The following is a 21,213-nucleotide window of genomic DNA, read 5'->3' on the forward strand; positions in this document are numbered from 1 at the left end:
TGAGCTAGACCTTAGCTCACAGTTTTTAAATTTCTATGCATACCCGCTTATACCGCAATTCGTATGTATAGAAATTTGAAAACATGGATAAAAGGTTGGCCTTATGATTGATAAAAGTACGCTCACATTGACTGAGGCACTGTCACAGATCAAGGATGGCGCAACCATCATGATTGGTGGCTTTGGCACCGCAGGACAACCCGCTGAACTGATTGATGGATTAATCGAACTTGGCATCAAGGATCTGGTCATCGTCAATAACAATGCTGGTAATGGCGATTATGGCTTGGCCAAACTACTCAAAACAGGTGCGGTACGTAAAATCATCTGTTCTTTCCCACGTCAGTCTGATTCATGGGTCTTCGATGAACTGTACCGTGCGGGCAAGATCGAACTGGAATTGGTACCACAAGGCAATCTGGCTTGTCGTATTCAAGCTGCGGGGATGGGCTTAGGCGCAGTCTTCACGCCAACAGGCTTTGGAACACTCTTGGCAGAAGGCAAGGAAACCCGTCATATCGAGGGTAAAGACTATGTACTTGAGTATCCAATCAAAGCCGACTTTGCCTTAATTAAAGCACACAAAGGCGACCGTTGGGGCAATCTGGTCTATAACAAATCTGCACGTAACTTCGGCCCAATCATGGCGATGGCTGCTGATGTCACCATTGCGCAAGTGTCTGAACTGGTCGAACTTGGTCAGCTTGATCCTGAACACATTATTACCCCTGGGATTTTTGTACAGCATGTGGTCGCTGTCGATGCAGCCAATGGCACAGGAGCAGAACAATGAGCTATCAAAAATTAAGCCGTGACCAGATTGCTGAACGTGTGGCGCAAGATATTCCCGATGGTGCTTATGTCAATTTAGGTATTGGCCTACCAACCAAGATTTCCAATTATCTTCCTGCGGATAAAGATGTATTTCTGCATTCTGAAAATGGCTTACTGGCTTTCGGTCCACCACCTGCCAAAGGTGAGGAAGATCCTGAGCTGATCAATGCAGGTAAAGAATATGTGACTATGCTGACAGGTGGTAGCTTTTTCCATCATGGTGATTCCTTTGCCATGATGCGTGGTGGGCATTTGGATATTGCTGTACTTGGTGCTTTCCAAGTGGCAGCCAATGGTGATCTCGCCAACTGGCATACCGGTGCAGCAGATGCGATTCCTGCGGTGGGCGGTGCCATGGATCTCGCTGTCGGTGCCAAGAAAGTGTTTATTACCACTGACCACAACACCAAGCAAGGTGAACCCAAGATTGTTGAAGCGCTTACATATCCAGCCACAGGATTGAAATGTGTCGATCGTATTTATACCGACCTGTGTGTGATTGATGTGAGTGCTGAAGGTTTAAAAGTGATTGAGAAAGTGGATGGTTTGAGCTTTGACGAGTTGCAAGCTTTGACGGGTGCAAAATTGATTGATGCGACGTAAGGATAATGTTTACCAGTCACTAATTACGGGTTAAAGCAGAGGCTTTTTGTATAGGCATTCCCTTACTTTTTAAGGATAAAAAGTAACAAAAATCCTTTGTTAGACTGATGGTATATCCATATACCACAGTCTAACGGGCGGCATCCATGCCGCCACCGCGAAACATTGAATGCTAAAGTTTAAATACAGCTTCTGCTTAGGAAGATTTAGACTTTTCACCTCATTGACTATCGTGACAGGCGACAAGGATGTCGCCCGTTGAACAGGGAGGCAAGGAAGCCTCCTCTGTTCAACAAAGGGTTTTGTCACTTTTGCCCTGTCAAAAGTGAGGCGTTGCCTACACGAAATAAGAATGACTAAACCTGTAATTTGTGGCAGTGATCACAATAGCTTTAGAAATGGAAATGTAAGACTATGAAAAACGCTTATATCATCGATGCTATCCGTACCCCATTCGGTCGTTATGCGGGCGGATTAGCTCCAGTACGTGCCGATGACTTGGGAGCAGTTCCGATTCAGGCCTTGATGCAACGTAATCCCAGCGTCAATTGGCAGCTAGTGGATGATGTGATCTATGGTTGTGCCAACCAGGCGGGTGAAGACAACCGCAATGTGGGACGTATGTCAGCATTATTGGCAGGTTTACCTTATCAAGTGCCTGCCACCACAGTGAACCGTTTATGTGGTTCATCACTGGATGCGATTGCCATGGCTGCCCGTGCCATTAAAGCCAATGAAGCTGATTTGATTATTGCAGGCGGTGTTGAAAGCATGAGCCGTGCACCCTATGTGATGGGCAAATCTGACAGCGCCTTTGGCCGTAGTCAAAAGATTGAAGACACCACCATGGGCTGGCGTTTTATCAATCCAAAACTCAAAGAAATGTATGGTGTGGATAGCATGCCGCAAACCGCGGAAAACGTGGCGGAACAATTCAATATTAACCGTGCCGATCAAGATCAGTTTGCGCTCAACAGCCAACAACGTACTGCAATGGCACAAGCCAAAGGTTTCTTCGCCAATGAAATCGTGCCTGTCAGTATTCCACAACGTAAGGGCGATGCCGTTGTGGTGGATACTGATGAACATCCACGTGCATCAACGACTTTAGAAGCGTTGACTAAACTTAAGGGTGTGGTCAAAGCCGAGGGGACGGTCACGGCGGGCAATGCTTCTGGGATTAATGATGGCGCAGCCGCTGTGTTGATTGCTTCGGACGAAGCGGTGGAAAAATATCAATTAAAACCACGTGCAAAAATTATTGCGGCAACCACAGTCGGTGTTGAACCACGGATTATGGGCTTTGCGCCTGCACCTGCCATTAAGAAATTACTGAAACAGGCCAATCTCACTCTTGATCAGATGAATGTGATTGAACTGAATGAAGCCTTTGCAGCACAAGCTCTAGCTGTGACCCGTGATTTAGGCTTGAGTGATGATGATGCACGCGTCAATCCGAATGGTGGTGCGATTGCTTTGGGTCATCCGTTGGGTGCTTCAGGTGCGCGTTTGGTGACAACGGCATTGAATCAGCTTGAACAGATCAAAGGTCAGTACGCCCTGTGTTCGATGTGTATTGGTGTTGGTCAAGGGATTGCCTTGATTATTCAACGTATCGAACAGAATTAAGGAAGAGCTCATGCCCACTTTTCAATCCGCCGATGCGCAAATTAATTATCAAACTTTTGGAGATCCAAACTCACCTGCACTGCTATTTTCCAACTCTTTAGGCACCAACTATGGCATGTGGCAAAAGCAGTTCAATTATTTTAAAGAACACTTTTATGTGATTTGTTATGACACACGCGGTCATGGCTCATCTTCAACACCAACAGGCCCATATACCCTGCAACAACTCGGTGAAGATGTCGTTCGCCTACTCGATCATTTAAAGATTGAAAAAGCCAATTTCTGCGGTATTTCCATGGGGGGAATAACGGGTCAATGGCTTGCCATCCATTATCCAGAACGTTTTTTGCGTGTGGTTGTAAGTAATACTGCTGCAAAAATTGGACAGGAACAAGCATGGCTGGATCGTGCCCAACTGGTTCGAAAGCAAGGTTTGGTTCCAATCGCCACCACAGCAGCTTCACGCTGGTTTACAGATCCCTTTATCCAAAGTCATCCTACAATTGTCAATAACCTGTGTAACGACTTAAGTGCTGGCAGCGCAAATGGTTATGCCAATTGTTGTGAGGCTTTGGCTAAAGCGGATGTCCGTGATCAACTCAAAGACATCCTCATTCCAGTTTTGGTGATTGCAGGGACGCAAGACCCTGTCACCACAGTGGCAGATGGTCAATTTATGCAACAGCAAATACCACAGTCGAAACTGGTCGAAATAGAGGCTTCGCATATTTCGAATATTGAGCAAGCAGAAAGCTTCAATCATATTTTAAAGGACTTTCTGATTCACTAGCTGATAAAGTCAATCATAAAAAAATGGCCTAAAACGGCCATTTTTTTATATCTTACATAAAGTTAGTATCGAATCATCACCGATTTAAGTTCAGTATAATCATCAATAAAAGCATCCGAAAATTCACGACCTAGTCCTGATGCCTTGACCCCGCCAAAGGGAACAGCAGGATCTAGGAAAGTATGCATATTGACCCAAACCGAACCTGCTTCAATTTGCGGGATCAAACGCAACGCTTTTGCCAGATCATTGCTCCAAATACTGGCTGTCAAACCGAAACGGGAATGATTGATCATTCGAATGAGTTCTTCATCACTTTCAAAAGCAATCACATCGACCACTGGGCCAAAGGTTTCCTCAATAAATAAGGGATCATCCGTCCCCTGCACTTTGAGTAATGTCGGTTCAACAAAATAACCCGTTCCTTGGATGGTTTGACCACCACAAATCACTTGATCCTTTTGATTGGCAATATCTAGATAATGCTTGACCTTTTCAAAGTGTGGTTTATTGGAAAGTGGTCCAAACATACTAGCTTCATCCAGTGGTGAACCCATTGTGAACTGCTGTAGTGCCGCAGTTGCTTTTTGGGTAAATTCATCATATTTGGACTGATGTACAAAGAAACGCTCTGGTGCCGCACAAACCTGCCCCTGATGGACGAAGGTTGCCTGTAACAAGGTTGGTAGGATTTCATCCAGATTGGCATCCGCTAAAATGGCCGCAGCATTTTTTCCACCCAGCTCCAGACTGACCCGAGTAAGATCATTCTTCATCGCTTGTTGACCAATCGCAATTCCTGTAGGAACCGAACCCGTAAACGAGACCTTTTTCACCAAAGGTGAATTCATTAAATATTGTCCAGTCTCCCCCTTACCTGTGACCACATTAATCACTCCTGCTGGAATTCCTGCTTCAATTGCAAGTTCAGCCAAACGTAATAATGACAAAGTCGTAAATTCACTTGGTTTCAGTACAATGGTACAACCTGTGGTTAATGCTGAACCTATTTTCCAGCATCCAATCATCAGAGAAAAATTCCACGGTACAATCCCTGCCACCACGCCAACAGGTTGGCGTAAGGTATAGGCTGTATATTTTTCTCCATTCATGGAGGGAATTGAGGGTTGCATGGTTTGCCCATGAATTTTGGTTGCCCAGCCCGCAAAATACCTTAAAAATACAATTGTTTGAGCCACTTCCAAATGTCGAGCCAGATTAATCAACTTCCCTGTGGTCAAGGTTTCTAACTGCGCCAATTCTTCAGCATGTTGTTCGACCAAATCAGCTAATTTATTTAACTTTAAACCACGTTCATAAGGCGGCGTATTGGCCCAAGCATGATGAAAGGCCTCATACGCACTCTGAACCGCTTTTTCCACTTCGTTTTGAGTTGCGATAGCAATGGTTGAAACCACCTGTTCTGTCGCAGGGTTGATCAACTCAATCCGTTCTGATGTTTCTGCTGGAATGGTTTGACCATCAATAAAGTGACCATGCTGACGAGCCATAAATTGCTGTACACTTGCTAGAATCTGTACTTCACTCATTATTTTTTCCTCTTGAATGTCTAAATACTGCAATCACCGCAATTAAGCGACCTGATTTAAAATAAATTCAGCACCACGCTCGCCAATCATGATGGCAATGGCGTTGGTGTTTCCGCTTGGAACTTGTGGGCAAATTGAACAATCGATGACGCGTAAATTTTGGAAACCATGTACTTTAAGGGTCTGGTCTGTAACTGAATCTTTTGGTGCATTGCCCATTTTGCAACTACCCGCAGGGTGATAAACCGTTTTAATGTTCTGACGCATCCATTTATCAATCGCGGCGACATTCTCAGGATCAATATTTGCAGGCTCAATGACCTCTTGAACAATGGCTTGTAATGCAGGTTGTTGTAATAAACGCAGTCCAGCCTGCACCGCACGAATATTGGCATCAATATCCTCTTGGTGACCTAAGTAGTTTGGATCAATGATCGGCATTGCATTCGGATCTTTACTACTTAAACGTAGAGTTCCTCGCGCTTTTGGCTGTATATGTCCGACTTTAATGGTCAGCCCATGTGCTTGAGCTGTGCCTTTTTCACCAGGGGTATTATCAAAATTATCCAGTACAGGCAGGAAATGAAACTGTACGTCAGGTCGGCCACCTTTGTTAGTGTCGATAAAGCCCCCGCCTTCAAGAATATTTGAGGTCAACACACCTGAACGGGTAAATTGCCATTGCAAAAAGTTCCGCACCGCTTTTAAGCCCTGATCTTCCCCAAGCAAGCTATTATTGGTTTTTACCGTAGCATTGACCGACATATGTAAATGATCATGAAAATTTTCGCCCACAGGCAAGTCTTGGATACATTCAATTCCGAGTTCATCTAAATGCTGTTTTGGGCCAATGCCAGAAAGTAATAAAACTTTAGGGCTGCCAATAGCGCCAGCACTCACAATCACTTCTTTAGCTGCATTTACGGTCGTCTCTGGCTTTCCAGCAATGCTAAATGTCACGCCTGTTGCTTGATTGCCTTGAGTTTCAATTTTATGTACCAGTGCATCGGTAATGACGGTGAGATCTGGATGATGCTCAACTGATTTTAAATAGGTTTTTGAGGTACTGGCTCTTTCACCCTTTTGTGTTGTCGTCTGATAAAACCCAACACCTGCCTGGTCCCAACCATTGATATCATTGACATAGTTCATTCCCATTTGCTGACCTGCTTTAATGCAAGCAAGGGTTAAAGGATGGCGATAGCGGTTTTCGCTAACGGGTAAAATGCCATCCTGTCCGTGGTATTCGTCAGCAAGGCTTTCATTTTTTTCTGCTTTTTTAAAGAATGGCAGCACATCTTGATAAGACCAGTTACTGCATCCCCATTCCGATGCCCATAAATCATAGTCCTGACGTTGTCCACGACAATAAATCATGCCATTGACTGAACTGCCACCACCTAATACTTTGCCTTGTGCAAGGATCATTTCTCGGTGATTACAGTGTTGTTGTGGAACCGTCATATACGGCCATGATTTTTGTTGGAATACTTTAATCACGGTTGCAGGAATCATATGAAACAGACTACTGTCTTTGCTTCCTGCCTCAAGTACCAGCACTCGTCCTGCTTTAGCCTGTAATAACCTTGCTGCAACCACACAGCCCGCTGAACCTGCTCCAATAATGATGTAGTCATACTCTTTATCCATCTGATCTCATCCTAAACGTCTTTCTCTGACTGCATTGTTAATCGATCCAAACACCCCAAATCTGATTTAATAGATGTATTGCAGAATCAACTGTGCATATAGATTGGTTTTGTCATCGTAGTTTTGTGTGCCACCGCTGTGGATATCATGCTTTGGCTTATACAGTCCGATCAGCGGAATAACGGTGAGATTGTTATTTACTGACCAAACTGAAAACACATCTAGTTCATGCCCATCGACATTGACCAATGACTTATTTACGGTTTGAAACTTATAAGCCAAAGCACCCAACATAAAATTTTCTTTTAGATTCATCATGTAAGAAACTTGATGAATATCGGCATTTTTATTAAAGGGTCCTGCATAATTTCCAGCAACTTCACCCTGAAACCATGTTCCAAATCCAACCGTATTGCCGTAAAACATTGGGTCATACTGATCGGAAAAATGGCTGAAACGATAACCTATTGACGGTGTATATTTTGTAGATAAGAAGTTATAGTTCAGCCCCAGATAGCCCGCATTTTCCGTGCTGTTCTGTTTATCCTGAACCACCCATTCAGACTTTATTTGTAGTTCAGGTAAGGCTTGATAGTTCAAGCGTAAGGCATAATTCTTAAGATCCTTACGTCCTGAAATGTGTTCGGCATCTTCAAGGTCCAAGACATTTAAATAAGTAAAACCGATGCCTTTATCTTTGAGTTGGTAGATCAGATCAGTCACAAACAGTTCTGATGAAAATTGTGCTTTGTTATTCGACTTTAAATATGCCAGTTTTAGCGTTGTATCTTGTTGCGGTTTATATTGCAGCAGACTGCTAAAATCGAAGCTGCGTCGTGCTGCCAGATAATAGGCCCCTCCTCGATCCAGTGCCCCATCCGCAGGTACTTTACCCAGATTTAATGCATCACCCGCAATGAAAAATCCATCACCGATCATGATATTTTGCCGACCGATACTGAAATTGTAGGTCGTCAATTCATCTTTATGGGTACCATCTTTAAAGCCAATCACCCATTCATTCACGTCAGTTTTACGTTCTTGACCATTACTATTTTGACCAGCATCACCATCGCCCCATGTCGCTGAGCTGATCCCGCTTAAACTGGCATAGAGCTGATGGTTTTGAAATGTTTGCTGCCCTTTGGCCCCATATTTAAGATGTCCTTCTTGCCAATTGATACGCTGGTCATCAATGTCTTCACCGTTATAGCCTTTAGCACTGCTAAAAGCACCAAAGGTTGCTTCAAAAATCGGGTTAATTTCAAGCTCACCTGCATATGCAGTTGAAAAACATGAGACAAAGAGAGTCCCTCTCATCACATGAGAAAATAAAGTTTTCATACAAAATTCCTTTTTGTCAGCGATCTACTCAACGCTCAGTTTTGGGTAATCTTCGATTACCCATGTAACTTAATCTGCGTTTTTAGTGATGCTCGTGCTGGGCATGTTCCTGTTCCTCACCCAAGTTTAAAGTCGGGGTGTTGTCGAAGAAATTCCACGGTTTGATCAAGGTATAAACCCATTCTGTCGGCATGATTGGCCACTCTTCGGCACGTGCCACATGGGTGGTTCCTGTGGTCATCCAGACCACAAGGTCTTTATTTTCAATATTTTCATTGTTCTGAATAAACTGACCTAAACCCGTATCATGAGTTGAACGGTTCGAATATTTCCCTTCAGGATAGCGTTCATCTGGATTGTATTGTGTCACCCAAATTTGTTTATCCATAAAGTTAAGGCGTTTAAATAGCCATTCATCTGGGGCAAAATTGGCACCCTTCGCCACTGGGTGAGTTCCGCCAGCAAACGGAATTAATTGGTAAGAAACGGGATTGCCTAATTTATTTTCCTTATTGAAATTGGTAAGTAAGCGAATGGTAGATGGATCAAACTTTTCAGCCGCGTTTTGCTCATTGCTAATCACTTTACTGTCAATTTGCATCGAACTGGTACGCACACCGCCTCGATCATTGGCCTTCACCACTGGGTCCATGTGCATAAAGCTATTATTTTCTCCATCAACATCCAGATCTAAGCGGAAGTTATAGATGTGTTGATGGGTTGTACCCACAATATTATGGTCAATTAAAGTGCCATATTTGGTGTCTTCCTTAGCGGTACTGTCATGCATAGTTCGTGCTTTAACACCTTTAACCGCTTCAATCCCTGTCGCACCTGCATTAATTCCAATCACGCCATTTTGAGCAAAGACCCAGTCAAACATGTAATCATAATTTCCAACGGTACTAATCCAGCGCACCACAAGTTCACGACGTGCTTCACTGGCATCTTGATCACCAAAAATCTCTTGGTGTTTGTACTCAGGTCCTGCATAACGCTCAAAAATAGCGATGGCATTTGGAATAATCTGTGGTTGGCCTTTGTAGTCGGCAATCACTGCATCCAGTAACACCGCATTTTCTGGCGCATCGGTACCCAGTTGAATATTTGAGGTTAGGGTTCCCATGCCATACTCACCTGAATCCAGATAAGATTTGAAGTACCATCCCATATCTGGGTCACCATAAGGAACTACCATGCCGCCAAGATTCCCTTCATACATGACCTTGCGTTTTACGCCTTTATCTTTATATGTGACCGTTGAAAGCTGGAGACCGACACGTGAGTCTAGCGCCACATGGAAACACCAGTTACCCCAATGTACGGTTTGTCCTGTAATGGTAAAGTTCTTGCCTTCGGGTTCACTGATATCGAGCGGTTTGATTTTCGGTGGCTGAGTATTCTTGGTGGCATAGGGCCGATCTGCCATCGGTACAGGAATCATGGCGCCTTCTTCAATTTTAATAATTTTTTCTTTGTCTAAATCCACCACGGCAACCAAGTTCTCAATCGGATGTGCCCAATAGTTACCATCTCCAGTATCCAAATAAGACACGACTTTTAAAACATTGAGTTGTTTATCTAAGCCATCTTTACCGCCAAAATAGCCCACTGTTAATGGATTGGTAACCACTTTCTTAACATCGGTGATACCACGTTTACGCAAAGCGTCCTGATATTCTTTGCTGGCCTCAATCACACGCTGAACCGTCTCGAAATTATCCAGTAACACCATGCCATGTGTATCTTTTAATATATTCCATTTGCTGACTTGTTGTGTAGTCAGGTTCACTTCACCTTCAATTGCCTGATTACCTTTTAATAAAATGAACGACGCTACACGGTCATCTTTATATTCTTTATGATTAATAAAGAAATCCCAGACTTTGGCCTTTTCTGGCTCTTTCAGCTTCAACTCGGCAAAACGCATATTTTTATAGGCATATTTTGAGCGATTAATGACATCAAAGGTCTTTTTAATTTCTGCCGTATTTAAACTATTAAGGGGATGAAAAGTATTTTCAATTTTAAAGGTCTGATCTAGCCCCGACTGGAACACTTCATTGAAAAAGTCTTTCCCAATAACAGGTTTACCCTCTTTAATGAGTACTGGGACACTCAGTTTTAAGGGTTTTCCGTTAACCAAGACCTGATCTGAATTGGGTTTGGCTCTGACCACAATAGAACCTTTGGAAATGGTATAGCTATTGGTGAAATCATCTTTGACTACTTTGGCACCCTGCTCACTCATGTTTTGATACAGTGGTACCAATTCGGCAGCCTCACCATGCGCATAAGCGATAGTATGAACACCCCACAAGCCCGCAGCGATGGATAAGTTAAGTGCCAGTATTTTTTGTATCTCTTTAAATAATATTGGTTTATGCATCACGTTGATCCTTTTTATCTATCCCTGAGCGATCTGTATCAGATCGTTAAAATGCTCTTTGCTCTGTGTGCAGCAGCTAAAATCATCTTCATATTTCAAGTCGATTGAAGCGCTTTAATCTTCCCTTATTGGTTTAATTTCAACACAGTTGCATGGGTCTAGCTTGTCCAAGAATGACGCGGAACTTGTCTAAAAATGACATCTAAAATGTTTAAGCCAACATCGTTTCTCTAAACTCTTTCGGAGAGACACCATAGGTTTTTTTGAAGATCTTTGAAAAATGAGCACCATCCCAAAAGCCCCATTTCAGCGCTATTTGAGTAATGGAACTCTGCTTGTTTCTTTTATCCAGCAGATCTGTTTTGACCTTCTCGAGTCTTTTGATCTGTATGTATTTATTAATCGATAAATTTTCTTGTACAAATAATCGATACAGATGCCGTAACGATACTCCGATATGTGCAGCAATCAACTTAGGAGAGAGATCAGGTTTTGTCAGATTTTCGATAATATAGCGCTCGGCTTTTTCCAAAAGATTATTCTGATTATTATTGATGTTTCTATAATTAATGGTCGGTTTGATTAAGGCAATCAGTGCATCTTCAAAGGCATTGCCATCTTCCGATGCATACCAGAGTTTAATATTTTCGGGCGACATATTTTTCAAAATATTCTTCAGCAGAAAACCACTCATATTTTGGGTAATCAACTTACCAAAATATTCAGAACTAATATTCTCTTTCAGCAACTTTTCCCGTGACAGATGCACTGAAATTTGACTGACTAAACCTTGTGGAAACATTGAAATGGTTTCCACAGGATCTACCAAGACAATATCACCCTCATTTAAGGTCAAAGTTTCATTTTTATATTGCAGTAGCATCTTGCCCGAATTCTGCAAAATCAAAAAACAGAAACGATTATTGACTCGATCAATTTCATCCGCCTTTCGAACAATTTTATTGGCATTATTTTTAATAAAGGCAATCTCGGTATCACCCAGTAAAAAACATTGCACTTCACCAATAAATAAATTCCGAGTCCCATCAAAATCTGTTTCAAAATTGCCGCACACATTCTTGATATGATGCGTCCACGTTAACAGTGCATCACTCACATATTGGTTCATCTCTTCGCTCCCTGTGCTGTGCAATTACTAAAGTTTGTTCTTTAGCGCTGGTGCCCTATTTTGGCTGGTGTACAATTATGTTTGATAAACAAACAAATTGTGTGCCAAAAATTCCTCGTCCTTGGAATTCATTTTTGATTATAACCAACGAGCAATAAAGCAGCTGATAAATCGATTCAATTTATCAGCTTCACCCAGCTTACGCTACACCAGCAAAGTCTCTCAGCATGGTGATAAAGGTCTCCTTTTGCTCATCAGAATATTTTTCAAACACCTCATTTTGATGACTATCCGCGATATCAAATAGATAGTGCGCAGTTTTCTTGCCTTTTTCAGTGAGTTTGAAAAAGCCATCAGTTTCGATCAACAAACCATCTTTTTTCAGAATGCTCGCTGCCTGCTCCACTTCCCGCATCGGCATAGCAATATCACGTGGCAAATCTGCTTTATTCGACGCGGTACCACTGCCCAGTACCAGCAATAAACGCGCCTCACTGGTACGGAATCCTGTCACTAACTGCTTCGGTATATAATCAGTTTGATAGAATTTAAAAGCCCGACTCATCAAATAACAAACATTGCTATATAAATGCCCTTGATGCATTTCACCGATATCTTCAGCTTCTACTGTGTCTTTTAACTGCAATAACGGGTGCGGAATCACGCCAGAATAAGCCCCTTGGTGATACACCAGCGGACTACGTCCTTCATCACGGAAACGTACCACTTTACCAATAATAATCCAGTGGTCACCACCTTCGATAATGTCATGGCGTTCACATTCAAATACCGCTGAACAGTGGTCTAAAATGGGGGCCTGTCCTGAACCTGTTTGATAGCTGGTGCCTTCATATTTATCGATATTGCGACGTGAAAACTTATTCGACAATTCAATCTGCGAGCCCGATAAAATATTCACAGCAAAATGAGTCGCTTGCTCAAACACAGGAAAACTGGATGAGTTCTTATCAATGCTCCATAAAATCAAGGGTGGATCTAGCGACACTGAATTAAAGCTATTGGCGGTGACACCCACCTTTTCGCCTTGAGCATTCTGCGCGGTCATAATGGTGACACCCGTGGCAAAATTACCCAAAGCACGTCTGAACTGCATTGGATCTATTGTGATTTCATCCATTGATTTTAGTGAATTCATTATTCTCTCCTGAATCTTTTATCCTGTTTCTGATCGATATTTGATACCGATTTATCCTGATTAAATCGCTTAAATATCCAGTACCAATCGTGCTGACTTAGAACGTGAACAGCACACCAATATCTGCTCATTACTGGCCTTTTCTTCATCGGTAAAATACACATCGCGATGATCAGGTTCACCTTCGATCACATCGCACATACAGGTACCACACACGCCTTGTTCACATGACATTTCAATCTCAATGCCTTCACGCGCCAGCGCCTGCAAAATGGTTTCTTCTGCATTGACCATAATGATCTTGCCACTTTGCTGTGCTACCACTTCAAATGCATCACCACCTGTTTCAACCTCAACCTGAAAATATTCCTTATGGATTTGCTGTTCAGGGAAGTTTTGTGTCAGGGCTAAATTGATAACCCAGTCCATAAAACCGTTTGGACCACAGGTATAGATATGACTTTCTTTATCAATGTCTTGAATGGCAGATTGGAAAAACTCGCGATGGCTTGCTCCTTCCGATTTAAAATGAAAGGTCGTGAAAGGTGCCAAGATGCCATGTTTAATTTCATCGACAAAAGCACAGCGTTCTGGGCTTGCGCCGCAGTAATGCAGTTCAAAAGATTTGCCTTCCTGTGCCAATTGATAGGCCATGGTAATCAGTGGGGTAATCCCAATACCGCCACCCACCAGCACAGCATGTTTGGACTTGACTAAAGGAAACAGGTTCTTCGGTTCACTGACCTGAATCTGCATGCCATCTTTTAAATCATCAAAGGCCGACACTGAACCACCACGTGATTCTGGATCACGCAAAATCCCAAGTCGGAACTTACCGACATCATTCGGGTTTTGACACAATGAGTACTGACGCACCATGCCATTGGGGAGGTGCACATCAATATGCGCACCAGCTTCAATTTTGGGTAATACGGTCGAATTTGCAGATTCAAATTCCATGACTGCAACATTTCCACCTTCGACATGACGGTTTTTTACCACCACATTATAAAGTATCGTCATGATTTCTCTCCCTGATATGCATCTCGCCGAAGGCTTAACGCATAAATAATCCACCGTTAATATCCCATGTCGCCCCTGTTACGAAAGCTGCACTAGGGCTTGCCAATAAAGCACAGGTTTCGGCAATAAATTCCATGCTGCCCAAAGCTTTAACGGGGATATTTTGAATAAATTGCGCCATTTTCTCGTCAGACACCACGCTATGCACAATCGGCGATTCCATCGGTCCCGGTGCAATCGCATTCACAGTCACCCCTTTGGCTGCAAATTCTTTGGCAAAGATTTTAGTCAAGGTAATAATTGCACCTTTAGTAGAGGCATAATGTGCACCCGTCGCAGTCCCGCCATTTTGTCCAGCCAAAGAGGCCATATTGACGATACGGCCATAGCCTTGATCGGCCATAAATTTGCCAATGATCTGGCAAGACTGAAATGTGCCACGCTGATTAACCTGCGTGATCATGTCAAAATCCGCAGCACTAATCTCTAAAACTGGGGTTGCCTTGGTCATGGTGGCATTGTTAATCAGCACATCCAGCTTCGAAAATTTCTGCTGAATCCACTGCACGGCTGCATGGAAATCAGCCTCAACGGAAATATCCAGTTTCAGTGGAAATAGATTCTCTGCATGCGGACTACCTGCTTTGGCTTGCTCTGCTTTCTCTAAGGTACTGGCAGATAAGATCACTTGATGCCCTTGCGCTGCAAAATACTCAGCAATGACATTCCCTAGACCCGAAGCGGCACCTGTGACTAAAACAACCTGTTTCATTTTTTCGCTCCTAGAGAATATAGCTGATACCCGCCAAGGTATCGGTTGAGTTAACTAAATTGATAATTTTACGATTGATCTTAAAGCCTTGTTCCGCATCACGAACCAAATGGAAGGTCACATCAGCAGTGTAATGTTTGAGGCTTTCTTTACGGAATTCACGCAGGTTTTGTGCACAACGCAGAATGATTTCACCATCTTGATCTTTGACGATGCGAATACGCGAAACACTACGTACCGTATTGGCTTTGGGTGCAGTTGAAATTGCTTCACCATTTTCCAAACGCTGTACCCGTAACTTACGCATATGATGATCGTCATAGGCATAGTTCAAATTGTTTTCATAATCGGTCAGTTTCGGATCAATCGGGATGATATAGACGCCTTTTTCATTCCACAGATCCAGCCAAGTATCATGCTCAGAATGGTCCAGCATATCGGCTTCTGCCCAGATAAAAGCGGTCACTTCATTCAGTAAATTTAAATCAATTTTCATGGCGCTCTCCTTAAGCCGTCATCATCTTTTTCCACTGCTGATAGGCAGCGCGCATCCCTGTTTCAGCACTGACATCGCTCTTTAAGCCATCTTCAGTTTTGACTTCACCTGGCAGGCCACGATTGAGCATGATCCACAGGTCATTACCTGCATTGGCACCATGTTGTACACGTTCCCACGCTTCTGAATCATCTGGCGTACCAAAACCAAATGGGCCTTGGAAATGTTCATGCAGACGTAAGCGATATTGGTTGGCAATTTGTGGACCACCATCCATAGTAATTACAGAATGATGAATCTCAGTTTCATTAACTGAAATCGGCTGCATCACGCGGAAGAACGCCATTGAACAAGCAATGTTCGGGAACAGGTTCAGGTTGAAACCAGAACCACCCACAGCACGGACCATACGACGCACTTCCAGTTCTTCATGCCCTTCATCTCGCAAGGCTTGGGCAAGGTCTTCAAAACGTTCCTGAATTGGACGCTCCATTAACTCTTCATCCAAATCAACCAATTCAGGAATCATCACCATGACACTGTGACCATTGCCTAAGTCTTCGACATAGCCCGGCTGATTTTCAAAGTTAAACAGTTCTTCAGTTTTTTCATCGACTGAACTTAAGAATGACTTGTGCACCAATGGGAAGTGGTAAGCATCCGTAGTATTTTCCAATTGGATTTTCCAGTTACCTGGAAAGCGGAAACGATGCTCACCCAACACCTTGATCGGATAACCTGCACCTTGTTTCATAAACAAGTCGATCCATTTTTTCGCAGCACCCAAGAAATCATCTAAAGGTTCAATGTCTTGTTTAAAGGTGGCGAAAATCATGCCGTTGTATTCTTCAACCCGTAAGCTGATCAATGGAAACTCTGACTTATCCAGACATTCGCCGTAGCTTTCAGGTGAAGGTACACCACGTAATGAACCATCTAATGCATAGCTCCAGCCATGGTATGGACAAACAAAACTGTTGGTTTTACCTTTTTTATGTTCACACACTGTTGCAGCACGATGGCGACAACGGTTCAGCAAGACATGCACTTTCTTCTTGCGATCACGCACCACCACCACAGGTTGCTTACCAATATTGATGGTTTTATAGCTGCCTGCATCTGGGATTTCGCTGGCATGCGCCACCCAGACCCACGTGCTGTAATAAATCTTTTCCATCTCATCTTCGAAGATTTTTTCATCTTTATACAATGAGGTATGGGCACGATCACTTTGCACTAAGCTACTGTAATCCATCTCAATATTCTGCATTGGAATAATATTACTGTTCATATCCACGATCCTTTTCGGTCTATCCATTAGTTACTGAGACGGCACTGGCAATGTGGCTGTGCTGTCCCAGTGAGATACGGGGCGACTGAAAATATTCTCAGTCTGAAAATGTTTGATCTTCCAACGTCCATCCTGTTGCTGTTTAAACTGCACTGTGAGTTTGGCGGCATTTAAATGGCTACGCCCATCACGGAAAGTTGAGGTCTGCAACATCAACCAACTGGCATTGGCTTGATCAACTTCGATATAAATTTGTTCGGAACTGACAAAATGCGCATTCATGACAAAATGCGATTGCTGTTGGGTATAACTTTTAAACATGTCATAAATCGCTTGCCAAGACGCATAACGACCAAAAGACTGGGCATATTTCTCACCAATCCCTTCCCAAATGCTGTCCTGATCAAATAAGCCCATCAATTCATGCAGGTCGGTATTGGCATTCAAGGCGTCACAAATTTCCATATAACGGTTAATACAATTACGGATTGCATTTTGAGCTTCGAGCTGTTGCAAGCGTTGTAACAAAACCGTTAAATCCATTGGCTCATTCATGTCATTCATCCTTGTTGCCGCACGAGTTGAAAAAATCTGGCTTATAAATAACCGGGTGCTGGCTTCATACCGAAGCTGACCAGTCCTGCATTTTGCAAAGTGGCATCCCCCATAAAGGCATGCTGCGTCACCACATTGGTGTCATTGACAAAGCGGCTAAACGGGTTATGGGTATAGATGGCGGTCATGCCTGCCAGCATCTGAATTTTGCGGGTCACACGTGCACAAACCCGCGCCACATGGGTACAAGACAGACGCATATCACTGATCTGTTCTGCGCTTGGGGTACGTCCTGCAACGACTTCATTCCAGACGATTTGCATGGTGTCGTAGAACCACACGCGCGCTGCCTTAAACTCGGCTTCAGCTTGAGCAAATTCATATTGGGTCACAGGACGGTTGGCAATTTCAGCACCGCCAGTAATTGAAGACTTGCCCGGTGCCAGTTTTTGAAATTCTTCGATCGCTGCGGCAGCTACACCAATCCCTACCACCGTTAACACTTGAGTGGCTAAAGACAGTGATGGATATTTAAAAAATGGCTCAGGTAACTTGGATGGTTCACCGCGGACAAAGGTCCATTCCTTTGCCACCAACACCTCTTTCACCACCAGATCATGGCTACCTGTGCCTTTCAAGCCGACAGTATCCCAAGTCATATCGATTTGTGCTTTATTGGCTGGCATCACCGCCATGCGCGGTAAACCTTGTGCTTCATTGTCCTTTTGTGGAGAAATGCCGACACCAACAATGTCAGCGCCCATACAGCCACTGGAAAACTTCCAGCGTCCGCTCACCACAACACCCTCATCAGTTATCTCAGCGGGTTGTGGTGGGAAAATTCCGCCTGCAAATACGATGTCAGGACTGTCTTTATACAGTTGTGCAAGGGTTGCTTCTGGCAAACTGCCCAAATAGGCTGGACTCATACCAAAACTTGCGACCCAACCCACGGAACCATCGGCTTTGGACAGTTGCTCGATCAATTCACAAAACTGTTTTGGTGACCATTCATTGCCGCCAAAACGTTTAGGAACTAAAGCACGATAAACACCAATCTGTTTAAGTTTCTCGATAATGTCCTGACTGACATACGCTTGGTTATCGAATTCTCCCGTACAGGCACGTTCACGAATTTCCTGACATAAACGCTGTAATTCCGTTGTGGTTGTGTCCATCACAAATTCCTTTATCGATAAGTTATTCATTCCCTCATTCCTTTTCGGTTATTGCGCCGCACTCACGATATATTTCGCAACAGCACATAAATATTCATCGGCATTGTGTTTCGCTACGATTTGTAAGCCCACAGGTAATCCTTCACTGCTTTGCAGTGGGATTGAAATCGCAGGGTGTCCAGAAAGGTTAAATGGTCGAACCAGACCGGTAAGATTTAAAAAAGCCACGGTGTTTTCAGCATCGGCAACTTTAGGTGGAAACTGCGGTAAGGTCGGCAAAATCAAGACATCGTATTGATCTAATAAGGCATCAATCTCGGCAGTAAAACGTACTTTCACCTGCTCAGCCTGTTCGACCTGTGCCAAAGTGGTCTCTGCTGCTTTGAGTAAGCGGGCATTGACATCGGCACCCAATAAACCCGTTTCAGTCAACTCGGCATAGGCCTGCCAGTTTTCATAATTGATGATCTGCATACCTGCATCAAAAGCAGCTTCAAAGCTTTCAGCCGTTACATGGATTGGTTTCAGATCAGCCTGAGCAAGATAGTGTTGAATAGACGCAATCACGGTAGAGTCCGCATCTACATCCAACCAAGCCAGTTTCGGTGCCTGAGTTAATTCGGTGGATTGATGGAAAGTTGGATCAATGATTTGCATGGCGGTTTCAATCATGTCGACTGAATTTGCAAAAGGGCCAACACAATCTAATGAACTTGTTGCTGGATGTACGCCTGTACGGCTGACACGGCCAAAGGTCGGTTTTAAACCATAAACGCCGCAACATGCTGCAGGCATACGAATGGAACCGCCAGTATCGGTGCCTAAAGTGAAATCCGCCAGACCTGCTGCAACCGCAGCTGCTGAACCACTTGAAGAGCCACCCGGAATCAGTTCAGGATATTTCGGATTTATGGCCGTACCAAAAACATGGTTAATGCCTGTGATCCCAAAAGCCAGTTCGTGCAGATTGGTCTTTGCAATAATTTGACAATCAGCAGCGAGCACACGATCCACCACGTCCGCGTTTGTGCTTGCAGGTTGGCTGTGCATTAAAGCTTTGCTACCTGCCATGGTCTTCATGCCTTGAATATCGATGGAATCCTTGACCATCACTTTCAAAACACCTGTACCTTTTTGTACCTCTTGTACAACAATATTCATTCACTTTTCCATGTATTTTTATACTTAATACAAATATCGGAAAAAGTAATGTAATTGTCAAGTATTTTTCGATACGAAGAATCAAGAAAATGTTTCTAATTTTTGTATAATGCTGAATGTCCATTTTTATAAAAGTAATGAATTGGCTATGCTTACTCATTTAGAACAATTTCTACCCAACAATGAACCGAGCAGCTTACAGAGCTATCCTTTTTTCTGGATCTCGCAGGTGAATGGTAAATACACACAGCTTATTGAAAAATCTATTAAAAAATTAGGTATTGATAATACTCGTCGTAAAATTATTTTAAGTACCAATGCGCTCGAACAAGCCAGTATTACCGAGATTGCCAACCTCTCTACCCTCAAGCTGACCACGGCAACCAAAGCCATTTACCGTCTGGTTGAAGATGATATTGTGCAAGTATTCTCATCTGAATCAGATGAACGTATTTCAATGGTGAAACTGACCAATAAAGGTAAAGAAATGGTTGAACAAATTAATCAAATCAGTCAGGTTACTTTATCTGGGATTCTAAATGCCTTTGATGATGCTGAACTGCATCAGCTTAATGGACAATTGAAAAAGCTGTTTGATTTAATGCCCTCAAGCTAAAGCAACGACAAAAGCCCATGTCTATGCAGAGATGGGCAAAAATTCGGACCAAGCTGATTACTGATTTAAAATATTAAACGGCGGTTTAAGCTGATTTACAGCAATCCGATCTGAAAAGGTCTGCAAAACTTGCTGTTTATAGGCCGGAATATCGATCTGCTGATAATCATAAAAACCCTGCTGCTCACGTAGGCCATTGCGTTGCTGTCGCATATTCTCGGCAATAATTTCAGGCGTGCGATAGCGCTCGCCTAGCTCCTTTTGTAAATATTGCGAGGCATAATACAAAATATCACCACCGCCCCAGTCAATAAATTCTAATAAACCCAATACCGAAAAACGCAAACCAAAACCCGTCCGAATCGCGATATCGATATCTTCTGCTGAGGCCACACCTTCTTCCACCATCCGTGCCGCTTCGTTCATTGCCAAGGCTTGAATCCGTGGCACGATATAGCCTGCTTTGGCATGACAAACCACAGGTACTTTTCCAATCAGCTGTAAAAAGCTTTTCATTTGCGCTACAACATCCGCTGAAGTTTGCTCTGAACGACTTAACTCAACTAAGGGAATGAGATAGGCAGGATTGAGCCAGTGCGCATTCACCACCCGTTCTGGATGAGAAATCATTTGCGCAATATCCGTGACCAGAAAGGTTGAGGTGGTCGAAGCGACAATACAGGTGGGGGTAATATATTGATCCAGCCAAGTAAAAATATCTTCTTTGGCTTGCCTGACCTCGGGTACAGCTTCCATAACAAGATCACAGTGGGCTAAGACTGATATTGAAGCCGTGCGACTTAAAACCTTAACCTGATCCAAAATAAAAGCTGTTTGTTCAGATTGAATAAACTGGATACTTTCCAGCAATTGCAATTCTTGTTTTAAGTCGGTTTGGATCTGAGCCTGATATTGAGCAAACTCAGACTCCGTGCGTTGTCTGGCATCAATTAAGGACACTTTGAGTCCCGCATAGGCAAAGGCAATGGCGATTGCCTTCCCCATCCGTCCAGCGCCGAGTACAGCCACCTGTTGAATTGGGTTCAT

The 21,213-nt window shown here is 43.4% G+C and carries 19 protein-coding genes; 5 read left to right on the forward strand and 14 right to left on the reverse strand.

Annotated features, from left to right (window positions below):
• The first annotated feature begins 103 nt into the window (after positions 1-103).
• From F896_RS06000 to pcaD, 4 genes are all read left to right on the forward strand, one after another.
• Positions 104-793, forward strand: a complete 690-nt coding sequence (locus F896_RS06000) for a 3-oxoacid CoA-transferase subunit A (protein ID WP_016164388.1) — start codon at positions 104-106, stop codon at positions 791-793.
• Positions 790-1,437, forward strand: a complete 648-nt coding sequence (locus tag F896_RS05995) for a 3-oxoacid CoA-transferase subunit B (protein WP_016164389.1) — start codon at positions 790-792, stop codon at positions 1,435-1,437. Before F896_RS06000 ends, F896_RS05995 begins: the two co-directional genes overlap by 4 nt.
• Positions 1,438-1,851: 414 nt before the next feature.
• Positions 1,852-3,066: a 3-oxoadipyl-CoA thiolase gene (pcaF, locus tag F896_RS05990; RefSeq protein ID WP_016164390.1), complete on the forward strand. Its 1,215-nt coding sequence runs from the start codon at positions 1,852-1,854 to the stop codon at positions 3,064-3,066.
• A 10-nt stretch (positions 3,067-3,076) separates the two neighbouring features.
• The gene (gene pcaD / locus F896_RS05985) at positions 3,077-3,856 is read left to right on the forward strand and encodes a 3-oxoadipate enol-lactonase (RefSeq protein WP_016164391.1); all 780 of its coding nucleotides are present in this window, start codon (positions 3,077-3,079) and stop codon (positions 3,854-3,856) included.
• Between the two features lie 62 nt (positions 3,857-3,918).
• On the opposite strand, the gene F896_RS05980 is transcribed toward pcaD, so the two are convergent.
• The 13 genes from F896_RS05980 to F896_RS05920 form a co-directional block, all read right to left on the reverse strand.
• Entirely contained in the window at positions 3,919-5,406 is a 1,488-nt protein-coding gene (locus tag F896_RS05980) for an aldehyde dehydrogenase family protein (protein ID WP_016164392.1), read from the reverse strand.
• A gap of 42 nt (positions 5,407-5,448) precedes the next feature.
• Positions 5,449-7,056: a GMC family oxidoreductase gene (locus F896_RS05975; protein WP_016164393.1), complete on the reverse strand. Its 1,608-nt coding sequence runs from the start codon at positions 7,054-7,056 to the stop codon at positions 5,449-5,451.
• 66 nt (positions 7,057-7,122) lie between these two features.
• A complete protein-coding gene (locus F896_RS05970; RefSeq protein WP_155765791.1) occupies positions 7,123-8,376 on the reverse strand; it encodes a hypothetical protein in 1,254 nt (417 codons plus the stop codon).
• Positions 8,377-8,482: 106 nt separating this feature from the next.
• The gene (gene tynA, locus F896_RS05965; RefSeq protein ID WP_016164395.1) at positions 8,483-10,789 is read right to left on the reverse strand and encodes a primary-amine oxidase; all 2,307 of its coding nucleotides are present in this window, start codon (positions 10,787-10,789) and stop codon (positions 8,483-8,485) included.
• A 211-nt stretch (positions 10,790-11,000) separates the two neighbouring features.
• Entirely contained in the window at positions 11,001-11,918 is a 918-nt protein-coding gene (feaR, locus tag F896_RS05960) for a transcriptional regulator FeaR (RefSeq protein WP_016164396.1), read from the reverse strand.
• Positions 11,919-12,117: 199 nt separating this feature from the next.
• Positions 12,118-13,077: a p-hydroxyphenylacetate 3-hydroxylase reductase component gene (locus tag F896_RS05955; RefSeq protein ID WP_171069705.1), complete on the reverse strand. Its 960-nt coding sequence runs from the start codon at positions 13,075-13,077 to the stop codon at positions 12,118-12,120.
• Positions 13,078-13,143: 66 nt separating this feature from the next.
• The gene (locus F896_RS05950) at positions 13,144-14,097 is read right to left on the reverse strand and encodes a PDR/VanB family oxidoreductase (protein WP_016164398.1); all 954 of its coding nucleotides are present in this window, start codon (positions 14,095-14,097) and stop codon (positions 13,144-13,146) included.
• A gap of 34 nt (positions 14,098-14,131) precedes the next feature.
• Complete coding sequence (locus F896_RS05945) at positions 14,132-14,869, reverse strand: SDR family NAD(P)-dependent oxidoreductase (RefSeq protein ID WP_016164399.1); 738 nt, start codon at positions 14,867-14,869, stop codon at positions 14,132-14,134.
• A gap of 10 nt (positions 14,870-14,879) precedes the next feature.
• Positions 14,880-15,365 carry an aromatic-ring-hydroxylating dioxygenase subunit beta gene (locus F896_RS05940; protein ID WP_016164400.1) on the reverse strand — a complete coding sequence of 162 codons (486 nt, stop codon included), beginning with the start codon at positions 15,363-15,365 and terminating at the stop codon, positions 14,880-14,882.
• A gap of 10 nt (positions 15,366-15,375) precedes the next feature.
• Complete coding sequence (locus tag F896_RS05935; RefSeq protein WP_016164401.1) at positions 15,376-16,656, reverse strand: aromatic ring-hydroxylating oxygenase subunit alpha; 1,281 nt, start codon at positions 16,654-16,656, stop codon at positions 15,376-15,378.
• Positions 16,657-16,686: 30 nt separating this feature from the next.
• Complete coding sequence (locus F896_RS05930) at positions 16,687-17,211, reverse strand: nuclear transport factor 2 family protein (RefSeq protein ID WP_016164402.1); 525 nt, start codon at positions 17,209-17,211, stop codon at positions 16,687-16,689.
• A gap of 41 nt (positions 17,212-17,252) precedes the next feature.
• Entirely contained in the window at positions 17,253-18,419 is a 1,167-nt protein-coding gene (locus tag F896_RS05925) for an acyl-CoA dehydrogenase family protein (protein WP_032882294.1), read from the reverse strand.
• Between the two features lie 18 nt (positions 18,420-18,437).
• Complete coding sequence (locus tag F896_RS05920) at positions 18,438-19,550, reverse strand: amidase (protein WP_016164404.1); 1,113 nt, start codon at positions 19,548-19,550, stop codon at positions 18,438-18,440.
• A 148-nt stretch (positions 19,551-19,698) separates the two neighbouring features.
• Here F896_RS05920 and F896_RS05915 point away from each other — a divergent pair, with 148 nt between their 5' ends.
• Complete coding sequence (locus F896_RS05915; RefSeq protein ID WP_032882422.1) at positions 19,699-20,166, forward strand: MarR family winged helix-turn-helix transcriptional regulator; 468 nt, start codon at positions 19,699-19,701, stop codon at positions 20,164-20,166.
• 57 nt (positions 20,167-20,223) lie between these two features.
• On the opposite strand, the gene F896_RS05910 is transcribed toward F896_RS05915, so the two are convergent.
• Positions 20,224-21,213 carry a 3-hydroxybutyryl-CoA dehydrogenase gene (locus F896_RS05910; protein WP_016164406.1) on the reverse strand — a complete coding sequence of 330 codons (990 nt, stop codon included), beginning with the start codon at positions 21,211-21,213 and terminating at the stop codon, positions 20,224-20,226.

Origin of the sequence: Acinetobacter genomosp. 15BJ (assembly GCF_000400715.1) — a bacterium.
GTDB lineage: Bacteria > Pseudomonadota > Gammaproteobacteria > Pseudomonadales > Moraxellaceae > Acinetobacter.

Bases quoted from the DNA above. Each gene is read 5' to 3' on its own strand.
- F896_RS05940 (WP_016164400.1), bottom strand. From the start codon at position 15,365: ATGAAAATTGATTTAAATTTACTGAATGAAGTGACCGCTTTTATCTGG.
- F896_RS05950 (WP_016164398.1), bottom strand. From the start codon at position 14,097: ATGACGATACTTTATAATGTGGTGGTAAAAAACCGTCATGTCGAAGGT.
- F896_RS05910 (WP_016164406.1), bottom strand. From the start codon at position 21,213: ATGAACCCAATTCAACAGGTGGCTGTACTCGGCGCTGGACGGATGGGG.
- F896_RS05915 (WP_032882422.1), top strand. From the start codon at position 19,699: ATGCTTACTCATTTAGAACAATTTCTACCCAACAATGAACCGAGCAGC.
- F896_RS05970 (WP_155765791.1), bottom strand. From the start codon at position 8,376: ATGAGAGGGACTCTCTTTGTCTCATGTTTTTCAACTGCATATGCAGGT.
- F896_RS05995 (WP_016164389.1), top strand. From the start codon at position 790: ATGAGCTATCAAAAATTAAGCCGTGACCAGATTGCTGAACGTGTGGCG.
- F896_RS05930 (WP_016164402.1), bottom strand. From the start codon at position 17,211: ATGAATGAGCCAATGGATTTAACGGTTTTGTTACAACGCTTGCAACAG.
- F896_RS05980 (WP_016164392.1), bottom strand. From the start codon at position 5,406: ATGAGTGAAGTACAGATTCTAGCAAGTGTACAGCAATTTATGGCTCGT.
- F896_RS05945 (WP_016164399.1), bottom strand. From the start codon at position 14,869: ATGAAACAGGTTGTTTTAGTCACAGGTGCCGCTTCGGGTCTAGGGAAT.
- F896_RS05925 (WP_032882294.1), bottom strand. From the start codon at position 18,419: ATGAATAACTTATCGATAAAGGAATTTGTGATGGACACAACCACAACG.
- F896_RS06000 (WP_016164388.1), top strand. From the start codon at position 104: ATGATTGATAAAAGTACGCTCACATTGACTGAGGCACTGTCACAGATC.
- tynA (WP_016164395.1), bottom strand. From the start codon at position 10,789: ATGCATAAACCAATATTATTTAAAGAGATACAAAAAATACTGGCACTT.
- F896_RS05975 (WP_016164393.1), bottom strand. From the start codon at position 7,056: ATGGATAAAGAGTATGACTACATCATTATTGGAGCAGGTTCAGCGGGC.
- F896_RS05935 (WP_016164401.1), bottom strand. From the start codon at position 16,656: ATGAACAGTAATATTATTCCAATGCAGAATATTGAGATGGATTACAGT.
- F896_RS05920 (WP_016164404.1), bottom strand. From the start codon at position 19,550: ATGAATATTGTTGTACAAGAGGTACAAAAAGGTACAGGTGTTTTGAAA.
- feaR (WP_016164396.1), bottom strand. From the start codon at position 11,918: ATGAACCAATATGTGAGTGATGCACTGTTAACGTGGACGCATCATATC.
- pcaD (WP_016164391.1), top strand. From the start codon at position 3,077: ATGCCCACTTTTCAATCCGCCGATGCGCAAATTAATTATCAAACTTTT.
- pcaF (WP_016164390.1), top strand. From the start codon at position 1,852: ATGAAAAACGCTTATATCATCGATGCTATCCGTACCCCATTCGGTCGT.